The organism is Salinicoccus sp. RF5, from assembly GCF_020786625.1.
GTDB lineage: Bacteria > Bacillota > Bacilli > Staphylococcales > Salinicoccaceae > Salinicoccus.
Map to the genome: position 1 here is coordinate 1,314,176 of NZ_JAJGRC010000001.1, position 16,770 is coordinate 1,330,945.

At 46.5% G+C, this 16,770-nt stretch carries 13 protein-coding genes, 6 tRNA genes and 1 rRNA gene; 3 read left to right on the forward strand and 17 right to left on the reverse strand.

From position 1 onward, the window contains the following. Positions 1-25: 25 nt before the first annotated feature. Positions 26-394 carry an iron chaperone gene (locus LLU09_RS06830; RefSeq protein WP_228311084.1) on the reverse strand — a complete coding sequence of 123 codons (369 nt, stop codon included), beginning with the start codon at positions 392-394 and terminating at the stop codon, positions 26-28. Between the two features lie 136 nt (positions 395-530). Between LLU09_RS06830 and LLU09_RS06835 the strand changes: the two genes are divergently transcribed. Continuing rightward, entirely contained in the window at positions 531-1,730 is a 1,200-nt protein-coding gene (locus LLU09_RS06835; protein ID WP_228311085.1) for a cystathionine gamma-synthase family protein, read from the forward strand. A gap of 52 nt (positions 1,731-1,782) precedes the next feature. Beyond that, positions 1,783-2,955, forward strand: coding sequence for a M24 family metallopeptidase (locus LLU09_RS06840; protein WP_228311086.1), 1,173 nt, complete (start codon positions 1,783-1,785; stop codon positions 2,953-2,955). A 48-nt stretch (positions 2,956-3,003) separates the two neighbouring features. Here the strand turns inward: LLU09_RS06840 and LLU09_RS06845 are convergent, their stop codons facing one another. The 8 genes from LLU09_RS06845 to LLU09_RS06880 all read right to left on the reverse strand — a co-directional run bounded on the left by LLU09_RS06845 (position 3,004) and on the right by LLU09_RS06880 (position 14,427). Further along, a complete protein-coding gene (locus tag LLU09_RS06845; protein ID WP_228311087.1) occupies positions 3,004-3,810 on the reverse strand; it encodes a SurA N-terminal domain-containing protein in 807 nt (268 codons plus the stop codon). A gap of 253 nt (positions 3,811-4,063) precedes the next feature. Beyond that, entirely contained in the window at positions 4,064-5,740 is a 1,677-nt protein-coding gene (locus LLU09_RS06850; RefSeq protein WP_228311088.1) for an aryl-sulfate sulfotransferase, read from the reverse strand. Between the two features lie 371 nt (positions 5,741-6,111). Then, on the reverse strand, positions 6,112-7,692 hold the full coding sequence (locus LLU09_RS06855; RefSeq protein WP_228311089.1) for a Vga family ABC-F type ribosomal protection protein: 1,581 nt from the start codon (positions 7,690-7,692) through the stop codon (positions 6,112-6,114). Between the two features lie 500 nt (positions 7,693-8,192). Then, positions 8,193-9,995, reverse strand: coding sequence for a glutamine--fructose-6-phosphate transaminase (isomerizing) (glmS, locus tag LLU09_RS06860; RefSeq protein WP_228311090.1), 1,803 nt, complete (start codon positions 9,993-9,995; stop codon positions 8,193-8,195). A 332-nt stretch (positions 9,996-10,327) separates the two neighbouring features. Then, positions 10,328-11,677 carry a phosphoglucosamine mutase gene (glmM, locus tag LLU09_RS06865; protein ID WP_228311091.1) on the reverse strand — a complete coding sequence of 450 codons (1,350 nt, stop codon included), beginning with the start codon at positions 11,675-11,677 and terminating at the stop codon, positions 10,328-10,330. A 27-nt stretch (positions 11,678-11,704) separates the two neighbouring features. Continuing rightward, positions 11,705-12,646, reverse strand: a complete 942-nt coding sequence (locus tag LLU09_RS06870) for a CdaR family protein (protein ID WP_228311092.1) — start codon at positions 12,644-12,646, stop codon at positions 11,705-11,707. Next, positions 12,633-13,457 carry a diadenylate cyclase CdaA gene (gene cdaA, locus LLU09_RS06875; protein WP_040105219.1) on the reverse strand — a complete coding sequence of 275 codons (825 nt, stop codon included), beginning with the start codon at positions 13,455-13,457 and terminating at the stop codon, positions 12,633-12,635. The genes LLU09_RS06870 and cdaA overlap by 14 nt, the downstream gene beginning before the upstream one ends. A gap of 22 nt (positions 13,458-13,479) precedes the next feature. Continuing rightward, on the reverse strand, positions 13,480-14,427 hold the full coding sequence (locus LLU09_RS06880; RefSeq protein WP_228311093.1) for a helix-turn-helix domain-containing protein: 948 nt from the start codon (positions 14,425-14,427) through the stop codon (positions 13,480-13,482). Positions 14,428-14,590: 163 nt separating this feature from the next. On the opposite strand from LLU09_RS06880, the gene LLU09_RS06885 reads away from it, so the two are divergent. Beyond that, entirely contained in the window at positions 14,591-15,046 is a 456-nt protein-coding gene (locus LLU09_RS06885) for an ArsR/SmtB family transcription factor (RefSeq protein WP_040105221.1), read from the forward strand. Between the two features lie 44 nt (positions 15,047-15,090). On the opposite strand, the gene rocF is transcribed toward LLU09_RS06885, so the two are convergent. The 8 genes from rocF to rrf all read right to left on the reverse strand — a co-directional run bounded on the left by rocF (position 15,091) and on the right by rrf (position 16,759). Further along, positions 15,091-16,002, reverse strand: a complete 912-nt coding sequence (rocF, locus tag LLU09_RS06890) for an arginase (protein ID WP_228311094.1) — start codon at positions 16,000-16,002, stop codon at positions 15,091-15,093. A 128-nt stretch (positions 16,003-16,130) separates the two neighbouring features. Beyond that, positions 16,131-16,203: transfer RNA gene (locus LLU09_RS06895), tRNA-Lys, on the reverse strand. 1 nt (position 16,204) lies between these two features. Continuing rightward, positions 16,205-16,279 (reverse strand) — tRNA-Gln (locus LLU09_RS06900). A gap of 13 nt (positions 16,280-16,292) precedes the next feature. After that, positions 16,293-16,373 (reverse strand) — tRNA-Tyr (locus tag LLU09_RS06905). A 1-nt stretch (position 16,374) separates the two neighbouring features. Continuing rightward, positions 16,375-16,450 (reverse strand) — tRNA-Val (locus tag LLU09_RS06910). A gap of 6 nt (positions 16,451-16,456) precedes the next feature. Further along, positions 16,457-16,528: transfer RNA gene (locus LLU09_RS06915), tRNA-Glu, on the reverse strand. A gap of 26 nt (positions 16,529-16,554) precedes the next feature. Continuing rightward, positions 16,555-16,629 (reverse strand) — tRNA-Asn (locus LLU09_RS06920). A 15-nt stretch (positions 16,630-16,644) separates the two neighbouring features. Next, positions 16,645-16,759 (reverse strand): 5S ribosomal RNA (rrf, locus tag LLU09_RS06925). Positions 16,760-16,770: the final 11 nt, after the last annotated feature.

The following is a 16,770-nucleotide window of genomic DNA, read 5'->3' on the forward strand; positions in this document are numbered from 1 at the left end:
AGGACTGCATACAGTCCCTTTCTGCTCATCGCCAGAATGTTTCCACCCCAGCCTTAGCTTCAATGTTAAACTCGATGATTTTCTTCAGGAGCGCATAGTCCACTTCCCTATCCCATGGTATACGGAATATTTGACGCGTATGGACATAGCCGACTTCTTCGAGGGCACTTCCGAATTCCTCGATTGCTTTGTTCTCGGGCGCAACCGACATGTGCTTCTTGGCCACACTGAAGCCAATGATATATGTACCATGATCTGTGAACATCGGCTGGTTCCACTTCACAACCCTCTCCATATTTGGATATTCGTCATGCACCCAAGACAACACCTCTTCCATCCTCTCCCTATGATCACTGTCATCGATTCCACTGATGAATTCTTCAAATACTGACATTCTCGTTCCCCCTGCTTTTAAAATTTTCTTCATTAAATTAGTTCATTTTCATTTATAAATATACCCCTTTAATGTTATAGTACACTAAACGTATATTTATGTAAGCGTTTCCATTATATTAAAGGGGTGTGTTGAAATGAAGAGAAATGTAGATCATGCAACGGAAGCAGTTTGGGCAGGGGAGAAGGCGTACCGGGTACATGGCGCCAGCCAGGTGCCGGTCGTAAACAGCGTCGCCTACAACTACGACGACCTCGACCATTGGTATCAGGTGGCCATCGGTGAAGAAGATGGCCATATTTACGGAAGAAATACGAATCCGACCGTCGCTTCATTCGAAGACAAGATCAAGCAGATGGAAGGTGCTGAAGCGGCTACAAGCTTTTCCACCGGGATGGCTGCGATCAGCAACACCCTACACACTTTCCTCCGTCCAGGGGACCGTGTCGTCAGCATCAAGGACACATACGGTGGAACAAACAAGATATTCACGGAGTTTCTGCCGAAGCTCGATATTGAAATTGAACTGTGTGAGACAGGCAACCATGAAGCGATGGAAAATGAAATCAGAAAAGGATGCCGATTGATCCATCTTGAAACACCGACCAACCCCACTGTAAAGATCACTGATATCGAAAGGATCGCAGAACTTGCCAGGGAACAGGATGCCCTACTTGTCGTGGACAATACATTCGCCACCTCTATTCTGCAGAACCCGCTGTCACTTGGGGCCGACCTTGTCATCCACAGTGCCACGAAGTTTCTGGGCGGACATGCAGATGCACTCGGCGGGGTGCTGTGCGGAAGAAAGGACCTTGTCGAGCAGGTCTTCCACTATCGTGAAATCAATGGTGCCACGATGGACCCCAATGCCGCCTATCTGATGATCAGAGGGATGAAGACGTTGGACCTCAGGGTCTGGAAGCAGACCGAAAACGCCGGCAGGCTTGCAGAGTACCTGTCCGGCCATCCTGCTGTGGCTGAAGTATTCTATCCGGGACTTGAGGACCATCCGAACCATGATATCGCAAAAAAACAGATGAAAGGATTCGGCAGCATGTTCAGTTTCTCCCTGCATGGCGGGATGGATGCCGTCAAAGAAGTGCTGCCACGGCTTGAATTCGCAAACAGGGCAGCCAACCTGGGCGCCGTCGAAACAACAGTCGGACCGGCCAGGACGACCAGCCATGTGGAATCCACTCCGGAAGAACGGGCGGAACTCGGAATCGCTGAGGGCCTCATCCGTTATTCTGCAGGCATAGAATCATTCGACGACTTGAAGCAGGACCTTGAAAATGCGCTGCAGGCACTCAACGTGTCCAACGCCCAATCCTGACCCTCCACATCCTGCCTTTGAGCAATAATCCACAGACAAAGGGGAGAGGCCCATGTTCTCCAAAGAGGAATATGATATCAGAATGAACAATACGAAACAGAAGATGCTGCAGTATGGGGTTGAGGGCCTGATCATATCCAATCCCTCAAACATGTACTATCTGACGGGATACGATGCATGGAGCTTCTATGTAAATCAGGTCGTCCTCGTCTTCATCGATATGGATGAACCCATATGGATCGGCAGGCAGATGGATGCCAGCGGAGCAATGATGACTACATGGATGAAGGAATCCAGCATCCGCTTCTATCCAGACAATTATGTGCAGTCGACCATCAGGCATCCCATGGATTACGTGGCTGACGTACTGGTCGAATGCAGCCAGGATGATAAGAAGATCGGTGTCGAAATGGACTCCTTCTACTACACGGCAATGTGCCATGAACGTCTGCAGATCGGTCTGCCCAATGCCGAACTGAAGGATACCGGCAACCTCGTGAGCTGGGTCAGGGTCCTTAAAAGCGATACGGAAATCAGCTACATGAAGAATGCTGCACAGATAGTGGAAAAGGCCATGCAGGCCGCATACGACACCGTCAATATCGGTGTCCGGGAAAATGAAGTGGCAGCGGCCATTACACATGCCCAGATCTATGGCAGCGATGATTTCGGCGGCGACTATACTTCCATGGTCCCTATGTTACCTGCCGGAAAGATGACCGCCAGTCCCCACATTACATGGTCGGACAGAAGATATATCGAGGGGGATATACTGACACTAGAAATTGCCGGATGCTATAAACGGTATCATACGCCACTAGCCCGCACCATGATCCTCGGTAAAGCCCCTGGGCACGTGCAGGAGGTGGCAGATGTAATAAATGAAGGCATCAATGAAACGCTCTATCACATGACTCCCGGCACCACAGCCGAAGAGGTGAATGAGGTGTGGACCCGCACCATCGGCAAGCACGGATATGTAAAGAACGCCCGTATCGGATACTCCATCGGACTCAGCTACCCACCCGACTGGGGGGAGCATACCATCAGCTTCAGGGCGGGAGACCACACCATGCTTCAGCCGAACATGACCTTCCACCTCATGCCCGGCCTATGGTTCGACAACTTCGGTGTTTCCATCACCGAATCGGTCCACATCACAGAAGATGGGGCAGAGACTTTCGCCTCCTTCGACCGGAAACTTTTCGAAAAGACGGCGGAATAAAAAAACAGCTTCCAGTTTGAACTGGAGGCTGTTTCTCATTTTGTCTGATTATAGATGAACCGTCACATCTGCATCTTCACGAAGCTCTGAAGCAAGGTTCTGTGCAGCCATTGTTTCCTTCTCCATCTTCACCTGGTCTTCAAGCTGCGGCTTGATCTCTTCAAAGGAAGGGACTTCCCCTTCAGCCGCTTCTTCCTGCTGCGCTGTCATCTGATCATACATTGCCTGAAGTTCTTCCTCTGTAGGGTCGACTTCACCAACCTCTTCCTCGATCATCTTTTGGATTTTACTTTCCGTTTCAATCTGGGACATCACTTCTTCTTTTGCCATGCTCTGCTCTTCAAAGGCAGCAAAGAGCTCATCTTCAGATTCGAATCCATTCTGTTCGACCAGCTGTCCTACAATTTCATCGACTTCCTCTTCAGAGGCATTCATATCACGATTGTCCACTTCCTGGATGAAGAGCCTCTGACTGATCATGCCATCAAGAATGTCTTTTTTCATCTGATCCTGGTCGATTTCTTCACCGGTCATCTGCTGCTGCATCGCTGCCGACTGGAATTGATTGGTGTATGTCTGCTCGAATTCTTCCTTCGTGATTTCCTCACCGTTCACTTCAGCGACGACATCCGGTATGCCCTCAAGATCCGGTTCCGGCATTTCAGGGTGTTCTGCTCCTTCCCCGGTTGCCTCTCCATTGCTTTCTGAGGCCGCCCCATCACCATTTTCTGCTGAAGCTTCCTCCTGTGTTTCCGCTTCTTCATTTGTATTTTCTGCAGATTCATCTCCGCCACCACATGCTGCCAGAACAGCTATGGATGTGCCGAGGGATAGGCTGAATAATAATTTCTTCATTAAATATCATTTCTCCTTCTAATACATATTGTCCGTTATTTTATCACATCCCTATCAAATGTAAATTTATAAGGGGTAAAACCTATCAGATTCATCTTAAAATGTGACTATAAATTGACTGACTTCACAAGGTAATCGTTGCCATACTATTTAGTATAGGCCTCTCATTATTGGAATGGGCCCAAGAGGCCGTCATATCTTCAAACCCGCCATTCCACATTCACTTCAGTCCTTCCAATACTTGACCGCCCTTCTACTTATCCAGAGTGAACCGCTCTTCCCATAGGTCATTATATATCTGATACCTTACACCCCGGTAGGCCCAGGCGCCTGTCCGAAATTCTGTCATTTCGGCTTCAAACACCCTTTCCGACTGCGCGTCATGGGTCACTTCGACAAATGAACTTCTTTTCCCTTCATCGGCATAACCGAAGTCAATCAGTATGTTGCCACTGTTCTCCAGATATCTTGCACTGCTTATGATCCTTGTGAAATAATCTGCCCCGAGCTCCTGCCCGTAGGTCCATACGATTTCCGCATCCAATGTCTCTTCATTGATCCGATAGTGGGTTGCAGCACTGTATTTCCCAGCCGAGTCTTTATCCCCTCGAGTCACTACAGTATTATTATCAAACAGCAATACATCTATCGTTGCAGGATTATCATCGAAATCGGGCAGTATTGTCGCATCATGCTGGGCCGCAGGATATTTGAAATCATCACCTTTCCCTTCTACAAGATAATCCATCATTTCTTCATTCCATCCTTCGGGATGAGCCAAGATCCAGATGGTCTCTTCCGTCTCATAGTCAACCTTCATCACGGTATCCTGATGTCTCCCCGAGATGATGATGCTGTCGTCATTTTCATCATATACAACAGAATTCTGGTGGAACCAGTCCCTCAGACCATAGTCATCCCTGACTTCGTATTCTTCATACACTTCTTTTGGAAACAGATCCTTCAATTCGAGGACTTTCAGCACTTTCCCCGTCTTCCTGTCCACCTCGATCATCATGTCCTCCATGTATTCGCCGCCCCCATCGTTAACGGTCATCAGCAGGTTTCCATTCGGAAGTTCTGGAACGTCATGGTGAATCAAAGTCGATTCCAGGTCCTCGGTCTCCTGCTCAGCTGCTTCCTCACTGATATCGAAAGCATTATGCAGCTTGCCGATGTAATCTATTTCATACAGACGGTTATACGTACTTCCACTGTTGTCATCTTTGCTCAAATAGAGCAGGTTCCCGTTATCCAATTCCTGCAGGATATGGCTGTTGAAGCCCGCTCCATACCACCGTACGTCTCCATTAGTATCAAATGCGAATGCGTGCCTTGTACTCGGCACATAGAAAGTCAATTCATTTTCAGCGAGCTGCATCTTTTCAGGCTTGGCTTCTTTGATCTCAATTGCGGGTATGTCAGACGGCAGACGTCCTGTTACTATTGTCACTGTATTGGTCATGGTTTCCCCGGATTCCGTTCCCACCCTGATTTCCACCGTGTTCGTATAACTGGGATACAGACCCACGATGGGAAGCTCATGATGTGTACGGAATCCCTCGATTGTATTCGAAATATCCATTTCACTGTCCTTTCCCTGTACGGTGAAGGAGACTTGGGCGCGCGCTTCCGTATCAAAGACCACCAGCGCAGATAGTGGACTTCGACCATAAGGATCGAGGTTCACATATGGATCTTCCAGTGTACCCCCACTGCTTTCCGTCAAAATGTCCGCTTCCAGTCTCTCCTGTTCCCGGAGCAGCTCTTCCGCCCTTTCCGGCGGATAGTTGTAGTCCACCCCTTCTGCTGTATTCGGTCCCTCCCGTACTTCTTCTGTCTCCGGATTGCCATTCCACAAAGTTATGAGTCCCACCGAAGCTGCAAAGACAGTAATAATGACAACAATTGCGATATTTGTTTTCTTCATATCCATAACCCCTTCGATCCAGACATAGATATCATATGTAACTGTCGTAATGGGCTTAACAATAGACGAATACCCCTAAACGTCCATTGCTATACACATCTATTCTATCCTTGAAGCAAGAGGTTCTTTGTTTGGTTGATATTTCAAAATTATTTTTAAGGACTAAAATGACCTCCAACGGCCTAGCCTGTTGGAGGTGTAGCTTTAAAATAAAGTTTGATTAAAAGTCACTCATAAATTCGTGCGTTACCGTAAACATCAAAATTCATTTTAAAAAAGATTGATCACTTTCTAATGTGTTCTTCCACAAACCTGATAGCTTAATAATATCCAATATGATCATTGTCCAGGCATTCTCAAAGGCAGAAGTTTCACTTCCCTTTATCCGAAAGTAATTTATTTTTCAACTGCAATAGCTCCTGAAATTCCTGATCGAGTTCTTCAGTTGATTCCAAACTTAATTTTCCAAGAACTTCAGTAATTTTATTTTCGATTACAAGCAGTTCTTGTTTATTTGTATCAGCTGCGGGGTTTGGTGAAAAATTTTTATAGTGTTCATAAGTGCCATCAAAAATATTCAATTCCTCATCTTCTATAGAAAATATCCGATTGGCGATATTATTAACAAATACACGGTCATGAGATACGAAAAGGAGTGTGCCTTCATAATCGATTAATAGTTCTTCTAATGCTTCAACTGCTTCAATATCTAGAAAATTTGTTGGTTCATCGAGTATAAGCATATTATTGTCGCTAACAAAAATTTTTGCAAAAGCAACTTTCACTCGCTCCCCACCACTTAATACATTGACAGTCTTATACACGTCATCACGAAAGAAATGTAATCTCGCAAGCACTGTCCTTACTGTTGTCTCATCTTGAATCGAAGTAGACATCACATTATCTAAAATCGATTTCTGTTTATCCAAAACATCTAAATTCTGACTGAAATAGCCGAGTTTAACAGCAGGAGAGACAGTAATACCAGTTTCTTCTTTCAAAATATATTTGATTAGCGTTGTTTTCCCCGTACCACTATTACCAATTAAAGCAACTTTGTCTCCACCTTTTATATAAAAATCTGCAGGCTCCCAAAGTGTACGTTGGCCAACTTTTCCACCAATATGTTCTCCGCGTATAATAAACCTTCCATAGAGGGCTTCAGAGCTTGATATATCCATTTTTATTTTAGGATATTCACGAACCTTTTCCACTTTTTCTAGCTTATCAATCCTTGTTTCAATGGATTTGGCTGTCTGTTGTAACTTTTTTTGCTTTTTCGCAAAGTAAGGTTTAGCACCAGTAATTTTTGCTTCAGAAGTACTTATATTTTTTGGTTTTTTAGTGGCACGATTTGCTTTTCTCTCTTTTTTAGCAAGAGCTTGCTCTAGTTGCTGTTTTTTCTGCATATAGTTTTCATAAGCCGCTTCTTGCTGTCTAATTTTCAAGTCTTTTTGGGCAACATAATCGGAATAATTCCCTTTATAGACATTTAGTCTTCCATCATCAATTTCCCAAATGGTGTCACAAATCGCATCTAAGAAAGCACGATCATGGGAAACGGTGATGATTGCTCCTTGGAATCGGTGGAGTGCTTTTTCAAGCTTTTCTATTTTCTCTGTATCCAGATTTGTAGTAGGCTCATCTGCAAGTAATAAATCCGCCTTCTCTGCAAGTGCAGTATCTATATAGCTTTGTGTTATTTCTCCACCACTTTGAACTGTATTTGTCTGTTTCAGCTGTGGGAGAAGCGTGATGGTAGCCTCACCGTTAACCATTCCTTGTTCTATTCGTTTTTTCCCTGCGATTATTTCAAGGAGACTCGTTTTACCCGTCCCATTCTTTCCAACAAGTCCAATACGTTCTTTTGCTTGCACTTGTAATAGAGGGATTTCAAAGAGCGTTCGATCCCGGATTCCAAATTTTAGTTGTTTGATTTCTTTAATAAACATATATTTACATCTCCATTTCCGGACACAAAAAAAGCCCCTTCTGATTTTTTCAGAATAGGAGACAACAAATAAAGCCAAGGGTATCCCTTAGTTGAAATCAGTTCCATTATCTAATCCTATTCCGAAACAAGAAAATCAGGCATGATAAATAAGCAAGCATTTCTGCTTCTCATACAATACACCGTTTCTTGAATTAGTTTTGCTTATAAATAGGATTAGTTGCGCATGTTCCCTTGGTTCACCCTTTCAAACAATAGTACACTTTGTATTTTATCATAAATTCACCTAAATAGAAAGGTCCCCTCAATCCATACTCCGTCTTTTAAAAACACAACCGGTTCTAGATAAATTGGATGTTCTTTTCCTTTTAGACATAAAAACCCCCTTCAGACAATCATATCCAAAGGGGGGGAAACGGTATAAGTTTTCATAAACATTTAATTTTTTAAACGGGCGAACTTTATTTTAAATCTACAGGAAGTTATTTTCCTTACTTTATACTATTCAACCGTTACAGATTTCGCCAGGTTGCGCGGCTTGTCTACATCGTTGCCGCGGTGCAGTGCTGCATAGTAGGCGATGAACTGGTACACGACTACGGATACGAGTGGTGTAAGCATCTCATGGACGCGCGGGATGACGTATGTGTCGCCTTCCTGGTCCAATCCTTCCATGGACACCAGGCATACTTTGGCGCCGCGTGCTTCTACTTCCTGCGCATTGCCGCGGATGTTCAGGTTCACCTTCTCCTGTGTAGCGAGTGCAAAGACCGGGGTGTTCTCTTCAATCAGTGCAATCGTACCGTGCTTGAGCTCCCCGCCGGCGAATCCTTCTGCCTGGATATAGGAGATTTCCTTGAGCTTGAGGGCGCCTTCGAGTCCGACATAGTAGTCCATCGTCCTTCCGATGAAGAATGCATTGCGCGTCGTCTCAAGGTACTCGTTGACGATCTGCTCAATCGCGGGCGCATCGTCAATGATGGCTGTGATGGCCGTCGTGACTTTGGCAAGCTCCTGCATCAGGTTGATTTCCGTACCCTTGCCAAGCTCTCTTGCCGCTACCTGGGCCAGGATGGAGAGGACGGCAATCTGAGCGGTATAGGCCTTCGTTGAAGCGACGGCAATCTCAGGTCCCGCATGCAGGGTGAGTGTCTGGTCTGCTTCCCTTGAAAGCGTGGAGCCCGGTACGTTCGTCACTGTCAGGGATTTGTGGCCAAGCTTCTTGATTTCAACCAGTACGGCACGGCTGTCTGCAGTCTCACCGGATTGTGAGATGAAGATGAAGAGCGGTTTCTCCGACAGCATTGGCGTATTATATACGAATTCCGAAGCGACATGTACTTCCGTCGGCACGCCTGCCCATTTCTCAAAGAATTCCTTGCCGATCAGACCTGCATGATAGCTGGTTCCGGCAGCGATGACATAGATGCGGTCGGAGTCTTTCAGCTGGTTGATGATTTCGGGATCAATCTTGAGGTTCTCGTCTTCATCCTGATACTCCTGGATGATCTTGCGCATTGCAGCCGGCTGATCGTTGATCTCCTTGAGCATGTAGTGGTCATATGTGCCCTTCTCGGTATCACTTTCATCGATTTCTGCAATATAGGATTCCCGATCCACTTCTTTGCCGGTCTTATCCTTGATGATGATTTCATCTCTCTTGAGCAGTACAACTTCGCCGTCCATCAGTTCGACGAATTCATTCGTCTGCTGCAGCATCGCCATGGCATCGGAAGTGATGACATTGAAGCCATCGCCTCTGCCGAGCAGCAGTGGGGATTTGTTCTTTGCAGCATAGATGACATCCGGCTCTTCCTCATCCAGCAGCCCGATTGCATATGAACCATGGAGGATATCCAGTGTCTTAGTGAATGCCTCCTCTGTAGAGAGTCCTTCCTGTGCGAACTTGGACATGATTTCAACTATGATTTCAGTATCAGTACTTGAAACAAGCTCCACATCAGGGATATGCTCCTGTCTGACCTGTTCATAGTTTTCGATGACGCCATTATGGACAAGCGTGAAACGTCCGTCAGCACTCTGGTGCGGGTGTGCATTCTTGACGTTCGGCACACCGTGTGTCGCCCATCTTGTATGGCCGATGCCCACTGTAGCATCAAAGTCGCCATCGACTTTCTCTCTGAGATCTTTGATCCTTCCCTTTTCCTTGAAGACTTTCACTTCATTATCGTCCCTGACCCCGATGCCTGCAGAGTCGTAGCCACGGTACTCCATCTTCTCAAGCCCGTACAGCAATATTTCCTTCACATCTTTATTTCCAATATATCCAACGATTCCACACATTAAAAAACGCCCTTTCTCTCTCTTATTATATTTAGTTATCTTTTGCCAGTGCTCTGTCCCGTCGGTCACCCGACGGCTTTAACAGCTGGCCTTACGAATACTTCAGTATCCGGGACAGTATCCGCCGATGATCGATCACTGTCCTCCTCGTCAGCAAGCCGATGCTTGCCCAGGCGCTATTCCGATTTATAGTATACCTATACCCTACCCTCCTTATTCTTCACCATCCACATTGTAAGGGATACCAGTCCATACTTCAATAGAATCATGCATTTATCATATATTTTGGAAGAAAAAACCTCCAACCCGGAGGTTGGAGGTTTTTGTCATCATTAGTCGAGACCCATTTCTGCCTGGACCACTTCAGCGATGTCATTGCTGTATTGTCTTGCCAGTTCTTCCGTCTCCGCTTCCACCATTACGCGGACAAGCGGTTCCGTGCCTGACGCTCTGACGAGGACGCGTCCGTTGCCGTCCATCTCTTTTTCGACTGCTTCGATCTTTTCGGCCACCAGTGCGTTATTCGCCACGTTATATTTATCTGTAACACGTATATTCACAAGCTCCTGAGGGAATGTTTCCACCTGACCTGCGAGTTCACTCAGTGTCTTACCTGAGGACTTGATGATGGATGCGAGGTGGAGGCCGGTCAGCAGGCCGTCTCCCGTCGTATTGTAATCCATCATGATGATGTGGCCGGATTGTTCGCCACCAAGGCTGTAGCCACCTGACCGCATCTCTTCCACGACGTAACGGTCACCGACTTTCGTCTTGTCACTCTTCAGGCCATGTGCCTCGAGTGCCTTGTAGAAGCCCAGGTTGCTCATTACAGTAGATACGACCATATCATCCTTCAGCATGCCTTCAGACTTCATGTGCTGGGCCAGAAGGAACATGATCTTGTCGCCATCTACGATGTTCCCTTTTTCATCCACTGCAATGATCCTGTCGCCATCTCCATCAAAGGCAAATCCAAAATCACAGGATTCCTCCTTGACGAGTTCGACGATCTTTTCAGGATTGGTGGAACCGACACCGGCGTTGATATTTGTACCGTCCGGGTTGCAGCCTACAGTAACGGTATCCGCTTCAAGATCCCCAAAAAGGTATGGCGCAAGAGAATAGGTGGAGCCGTGGGCACCATCGAGCGCAATTTTCATGCCTTCGAAATCCTCATCGACTGTCGACTTGAGGTAGCTTACATATTTCTGGCCGCCTTCATAGTAGTCGGATTTATTGCCCAGGTCGGCACCCGTAGGCCTTGGCAATGTATCTTCCTCCATGTCCAGAAGTTTTTCAATTTCGGCCTCCTGGTCATCAGTGAGCTTGAATCCATCCGCACCGAAGAACTTGATGCCGTTATCTCCTACAGGATTATGGGAAGCAGAGATCATGACTCCCGCATCCGCCTCCATCTCCTTCGTCAGGTATGCGACGCCCGGCGTGGAAATGATGCCGAGCCTCATGACTTCCGCTCCGATGGAGAGCAGTCCGGCTACAAGTGCCGACTCGAGCATCTCTCCTGAAATACGCGTGTCGCGCCCAACCAGTACCGTCTTATTCTCACTTTTCTGTCCTGCCAGTACGTAACCGCCGAATCTTCCCAACTTGAATGCAAGTTCCGGGGTCAGTTCAGTATTTGCTACACCTCTTACTCCATCAGTTCCAAAATATTTACCCATGACGTTCTCCTTTTTTTATGCAATATATTATCCGTTATTCTGCTTAACTTCTATATCCGCCCGAAGAACCGCAGGTTCTGTCCTGTCGACGTCTTCAGGCACATCGATATCCACGTCCTGTGTAGTGGATTCGTCAAGACCTTCCACATCCACTTCGACATTTATCTCTTCGAGCTCCTCCAATACCTCTTTTGTCCCGTAGACTTCTACAGTATCATAATTGAGCCCGACATCTTCCAAAGTGTAGCCTTCTTCGACTTCACCGTTCACTTCATAATTCACAGAGACTTCCTTGCTCCGTTCCTCGACATTTATTTCCACTCGTACATGCGTCGGGTCGATACGGACATCAAGTTTGTTGAATTGTGTATCAAATACGCTTACTTCTGCTTCTTCCACACGATCTTCAGTGATTCTTGCATTGTCGTTCAAGGTGGCCCGTACATACTGTATACGGTTCATTTCACTTTCTCCACCCATCACAGTAACAGTTTCGGGTTCAATCTGTACAGATTCAAGATCATGATTTGGCCCGACACGGCTTTCACTGACTTCCGCCTGCACTTCAAATGTCCGCGTCACCAGTTCCTGTATATTCACATTTGCAGTTTCCGGCACTACTTCAGCAGTTACATTCTCAGGCAATCCATCTACTGTGAAATGCTCTTCATATTCACCGACTTCCCGATTCCTGAGGTCCAGAAAGACTTCGAAATCCCGGGTGGTCTGAAGCCGCTTCACATTGGATGTGTTGCCGAAAAGCTGAACATTGACCTGATCGGGAGCCCCGGATATATAATGTTTTTCATCATCATAAAGCACTTCCACCGGCATGCCCTCGATCACTTCCGATTCAGGTGATTCTCCATTCGAAGCAAGAAATTCATCGAAGACATCATTGACCGACAGAAACATGAACAGTGCCAGCAGCAGCGCGACAAACCTTAATCCCCATTTACTTTCTAGCAAACAGACCGCCCCCTTCCTTCAACGGTGGAAGAATGCTCCAATGTGACTTGAGCAGTTCGTCAAGTTCATCAAGCGATATTTCTTTTGTCAGCTTACTGTCATAGGTGACGGATATGTTGCCCGTCTCCTCTGAGACGACGACCGTAAATGCATCAGTCACTTCAGACAGCCCGACGGCTGCACGGTGTCGGGTACCAAGGTTCTTGGCGATCTTGCTGCTGTCCGACAGCGGCAGATAGCTGGCCGCTGTAGCGATCTTGTCCCCCTGTATGATCATTGCACCATCGTGGAGGGGGGTATTCGGGATGAAAATGTTGATCAGGAGTTCTGAAGTGATGTTTCCATTGATCGGTATGCCGGTCTCTATATAGTCTTTCAGTCCCGTTTCCTTTTCAAACACAATCAGCGCACCGATGCGCCGCTTGGCCATGTACCTGACGGATTTCACCATCGCTTCCCTCAGCTTGTCCTGCTCAGTTGTGGAGCTTGCACTCCCATTGGTGCGGAACAGGCTGCCACGTCCGAGCTGCTCAAGTGCGCGCCTCAGCTCAGGCTGGAAGATGACGATGATTGCAAGGAAACCCCATTCCAGGACAGTATCGAACATCTGCGTCGTTGTCGTCAAATCGAAAAAGTTACTGATTGATCGGCCGATGAGGATGAGAAATATCCCTTTTATCAGCTGGATGGCCTTTGTGCCCTTCATTACAGTAATCAGAAGATATATTACATACCATACAATCAGCAGATCGACAATACTTGCTATTATGGTTGCCGTAGTGACATTTTCAAAAAAATTGCCTGTCTGCATAATGCGTCCCTCACTTAATCATTCATATGGACCCAAGTCTCTTCTCCAATTCTTCATGAATATTGGAAAGGACTTCGTCTTGTCTGATCATCTCCACATCAGTTCCAAGACCCTTGAATCTTTTTTCTGCTTCTCTTATATTTCCATTCCTATACTTTGCGTAGCTGTCGAGCAGCTGCATTACCGGAAGTCCCGACTCCGATACCATTGCTTCGAGTGCTTCCGTCTTGCCGAGCATCGCGAGGTTTTTCCCTTCAAGGAGGGAAAGCTCGTCCTTCCTGTAGTCGATATTAAGCATCCTGGAATGCTTTTTGATGCGTGCCACGAAACGGGAAGAAGTAAAGTATTCCCCAGCCTTATGATAGCACTGTGCCACCTCAAACAGGATTCTTATGACCACTAGGTCAAAATCGGAAAAACGAAGGATGGTATAGAGCGTATCTTCCAGCAGGTCGAGTGATGCTTCGTACGAGTCCTCCTCAACCAGTAATTCCACTTTGAGGATCACTGCGTCGATATAGGCCTGGTTGATTGAGACGGTCGACAGCAGTTCAAGCGCCCGGTCAATATGTACCCTCAGCTTCCTCCGGTCTCCCGTATGTTTGAAGTACTTGGCATAAAGAAGATGGACACGCCCGCTGTCTGGTGCTGGAATCTGTTCCACCTCTTCATATTCCTTCTCTATGAAATAGTGGAGCGACGAATAGTCCCCCTGCTCCATCTTCTGTTCATAATAGGCGATTTCACGCAGAATCTCCACATCATTATAACGGAAGTGGGAAACTTCCTGCATAAAATCGTTGACCGAACAGTTGAGCCTTTCGCTCAATTTGATCAATACATTGGTTGAAGGGTGCACGCTTCCCTTTTCGATCAGGCTCAAATATGTCCTGGAAATGATGCCGTCTGCCAACTCTTCCTGTGTAAGGTTGTTATTATTGCGTATTTCCTTGATCCGCTGTCCGATCATAATGGTGCCCCTTTCACTGTCTTAACAGTTCCATCATACCAAAATGGCAAAAATGCAACAAATGTTACAAGTGTGATCAAGCAAATATTATCGATGTTCATTTTATTGACATCGCTTTTATACTTAATCATACTATAAATATACATTATAAGGGGTGTTCTACATGAAAAAATTATTGGTTATCGATAACCTCGCCCAACTGAAAAGCGTAAGTGACCCTTTCAGGATCCAGCTCATGACCATGCTTGCAGAGAATCCGAAAACCGGCCAGATGCTTGCTGATGAGCTCGACATCCCGCGGGCCAAAATCCATTACCATCTGAATGAACTTCTTAAGAATGGGATTATTCATGTAGTGAAGACCGAGGAAAAGAACAGCATCATCCAGAAGTTCTATGAGCCTGTAGCCAAAAAGGTCGTTCCCAACATCGATCTTCTGAAATACAGTGCTGATGAAAAGAAAAAGGACAGCATGTCCTATAATTTGAGGATGAAGGAAGACGATCTCAAGCAGTTCAAGAAGGAACTGAAGAATTTCGTGAAGGATAATTCGGAGAAAAAAGGAAGCAAAAATACAAAGGACTACAAGGTCCAGATTCTGCCCATAGGGGAAGACTAGCCATTAAAGAACTGCATCCCGCGAGAGATGCAGTTCCTTTTTGCCTAAAGCTGCTTCTTGCCGAAAAGGGAAGCAGCGATTTCAACAGCTTTCTCAGCAGTTTTATTCCTGTCATCGAGCAGAGGGTTCACTTCAACCAGATCCATTGAGGTGATCCGGTCCGAATCATTCAGTATGCTCATCGCCAGTTGTGTTTCGGATAATGAAAGGCCACCATTGACCGGTGTACCTGTACCAGGTGTTTCCATAGGATCCAAGCCATCGACATCGAGCGAAAGGTGGATGCCATCGCATTTTTCTTCAATATGGTCCAATGCCTGCTGCATCACATCAGCAATGCCCAGCCTCCTGATATCCGTCATTGTAAAGGTTAGGATATCATTTTCTTGGATGAATTGCTTTTCCCCCTCATCCAAATCACGCACTCCAACCAGGACGATGTTCTCAGGCTTAATCTTCGGCCCAGAATCATATAGGTTGACCAAGTCTGTATCACCAAGGCCGCATGATATGCCAAGTGGCATGCCATGAATATTCCCGGATGGGGATGTCCTGCTGTCATTCAAATCCCCATGGGCATCATACCAGATGACTCCCAGATCATTGTAATGCCTGCTGATGCCGGCAAGTGAACCGATGGACAATGAATGGTCCCCACCCAGTATCAATGGAAAATGCCCATTGGACACCGATGCATCGACAGCTCCCGCCAGTATAGTATTGAAGTCTTTAACAGCATCATAATTCAACAGGTTATCATCATTCTTTATGTTGTGACGCCCTGCTTCAACCTCAAAGTTTCCTCTGATATTGCCCTTGTCGGTCACAGAGAGTCCCAATTCCTTCAAAATTTTTATCAGCCCTGCATATCTCAGAGCATCCGGACCGAAATCTACACCAAGTCTCGGTTGACCAAAAGCAGTAGCCGCACCGATAATATGTACATTCTGATTCATTGAATTCCCCTTTCCATTCATCTCACAGATACTATAGTATACAACCTTGGATTTTTATGCAAATATTATTGCATAGACGAATAGAGGGGAACAAAAAAGGCACCTTCCAAAGGAAGATGCCTTGTGAGTGAGCCATAGAGGATTCGAACCTCTGACCCTCTGATTAAAAGTCAGATGCTCTACCAACTGAGCTAATGGCTCATGGCTGGGCTAGCAGGATTCGAACCTGCGCATGACGGTACCAAAAACCGTTGCCTTACCGCTTGGCGATAGCCCAATACTTTTAAAAATGGAGGGGGGCAGATTCGAACTGCCGAACCCGAAGGAGCGGATTTACAGTCCGCCGCGTTTAGCCACTTCGCTACCCCTCCGTGGTGGAGAATGACGGGTTCGAACCGCCGACCCTCTGCTTGTAAGGCAGATGCTCTCCCAGCTGAGCTAATTCTCCAATCAATGACCCGTACGGGATTCGAACCCGTGTTACCGCCGTGAAAGGGCGGTGTCTTAACCACTTGACCAACGGGCCAGCATATATGTAATTAAACAAAAAAATGGCTCCACAGGTAGGATTCGAACCTACGACCGATCGGTTAACAGCCGATAGCTCTACCACTGAGCTACTGTGGAATAAAACAATGAATTGCCCGGCGGCGTCCTACTCTCACGGGACGTCAGTCCAACTACCATCGGCGCTGGAGAGCTTAACTGCTGTGTTCGGCATGGGAACAGGTGGGGCCTCTCCGCCATTGCCACCGGACAATATTCAGG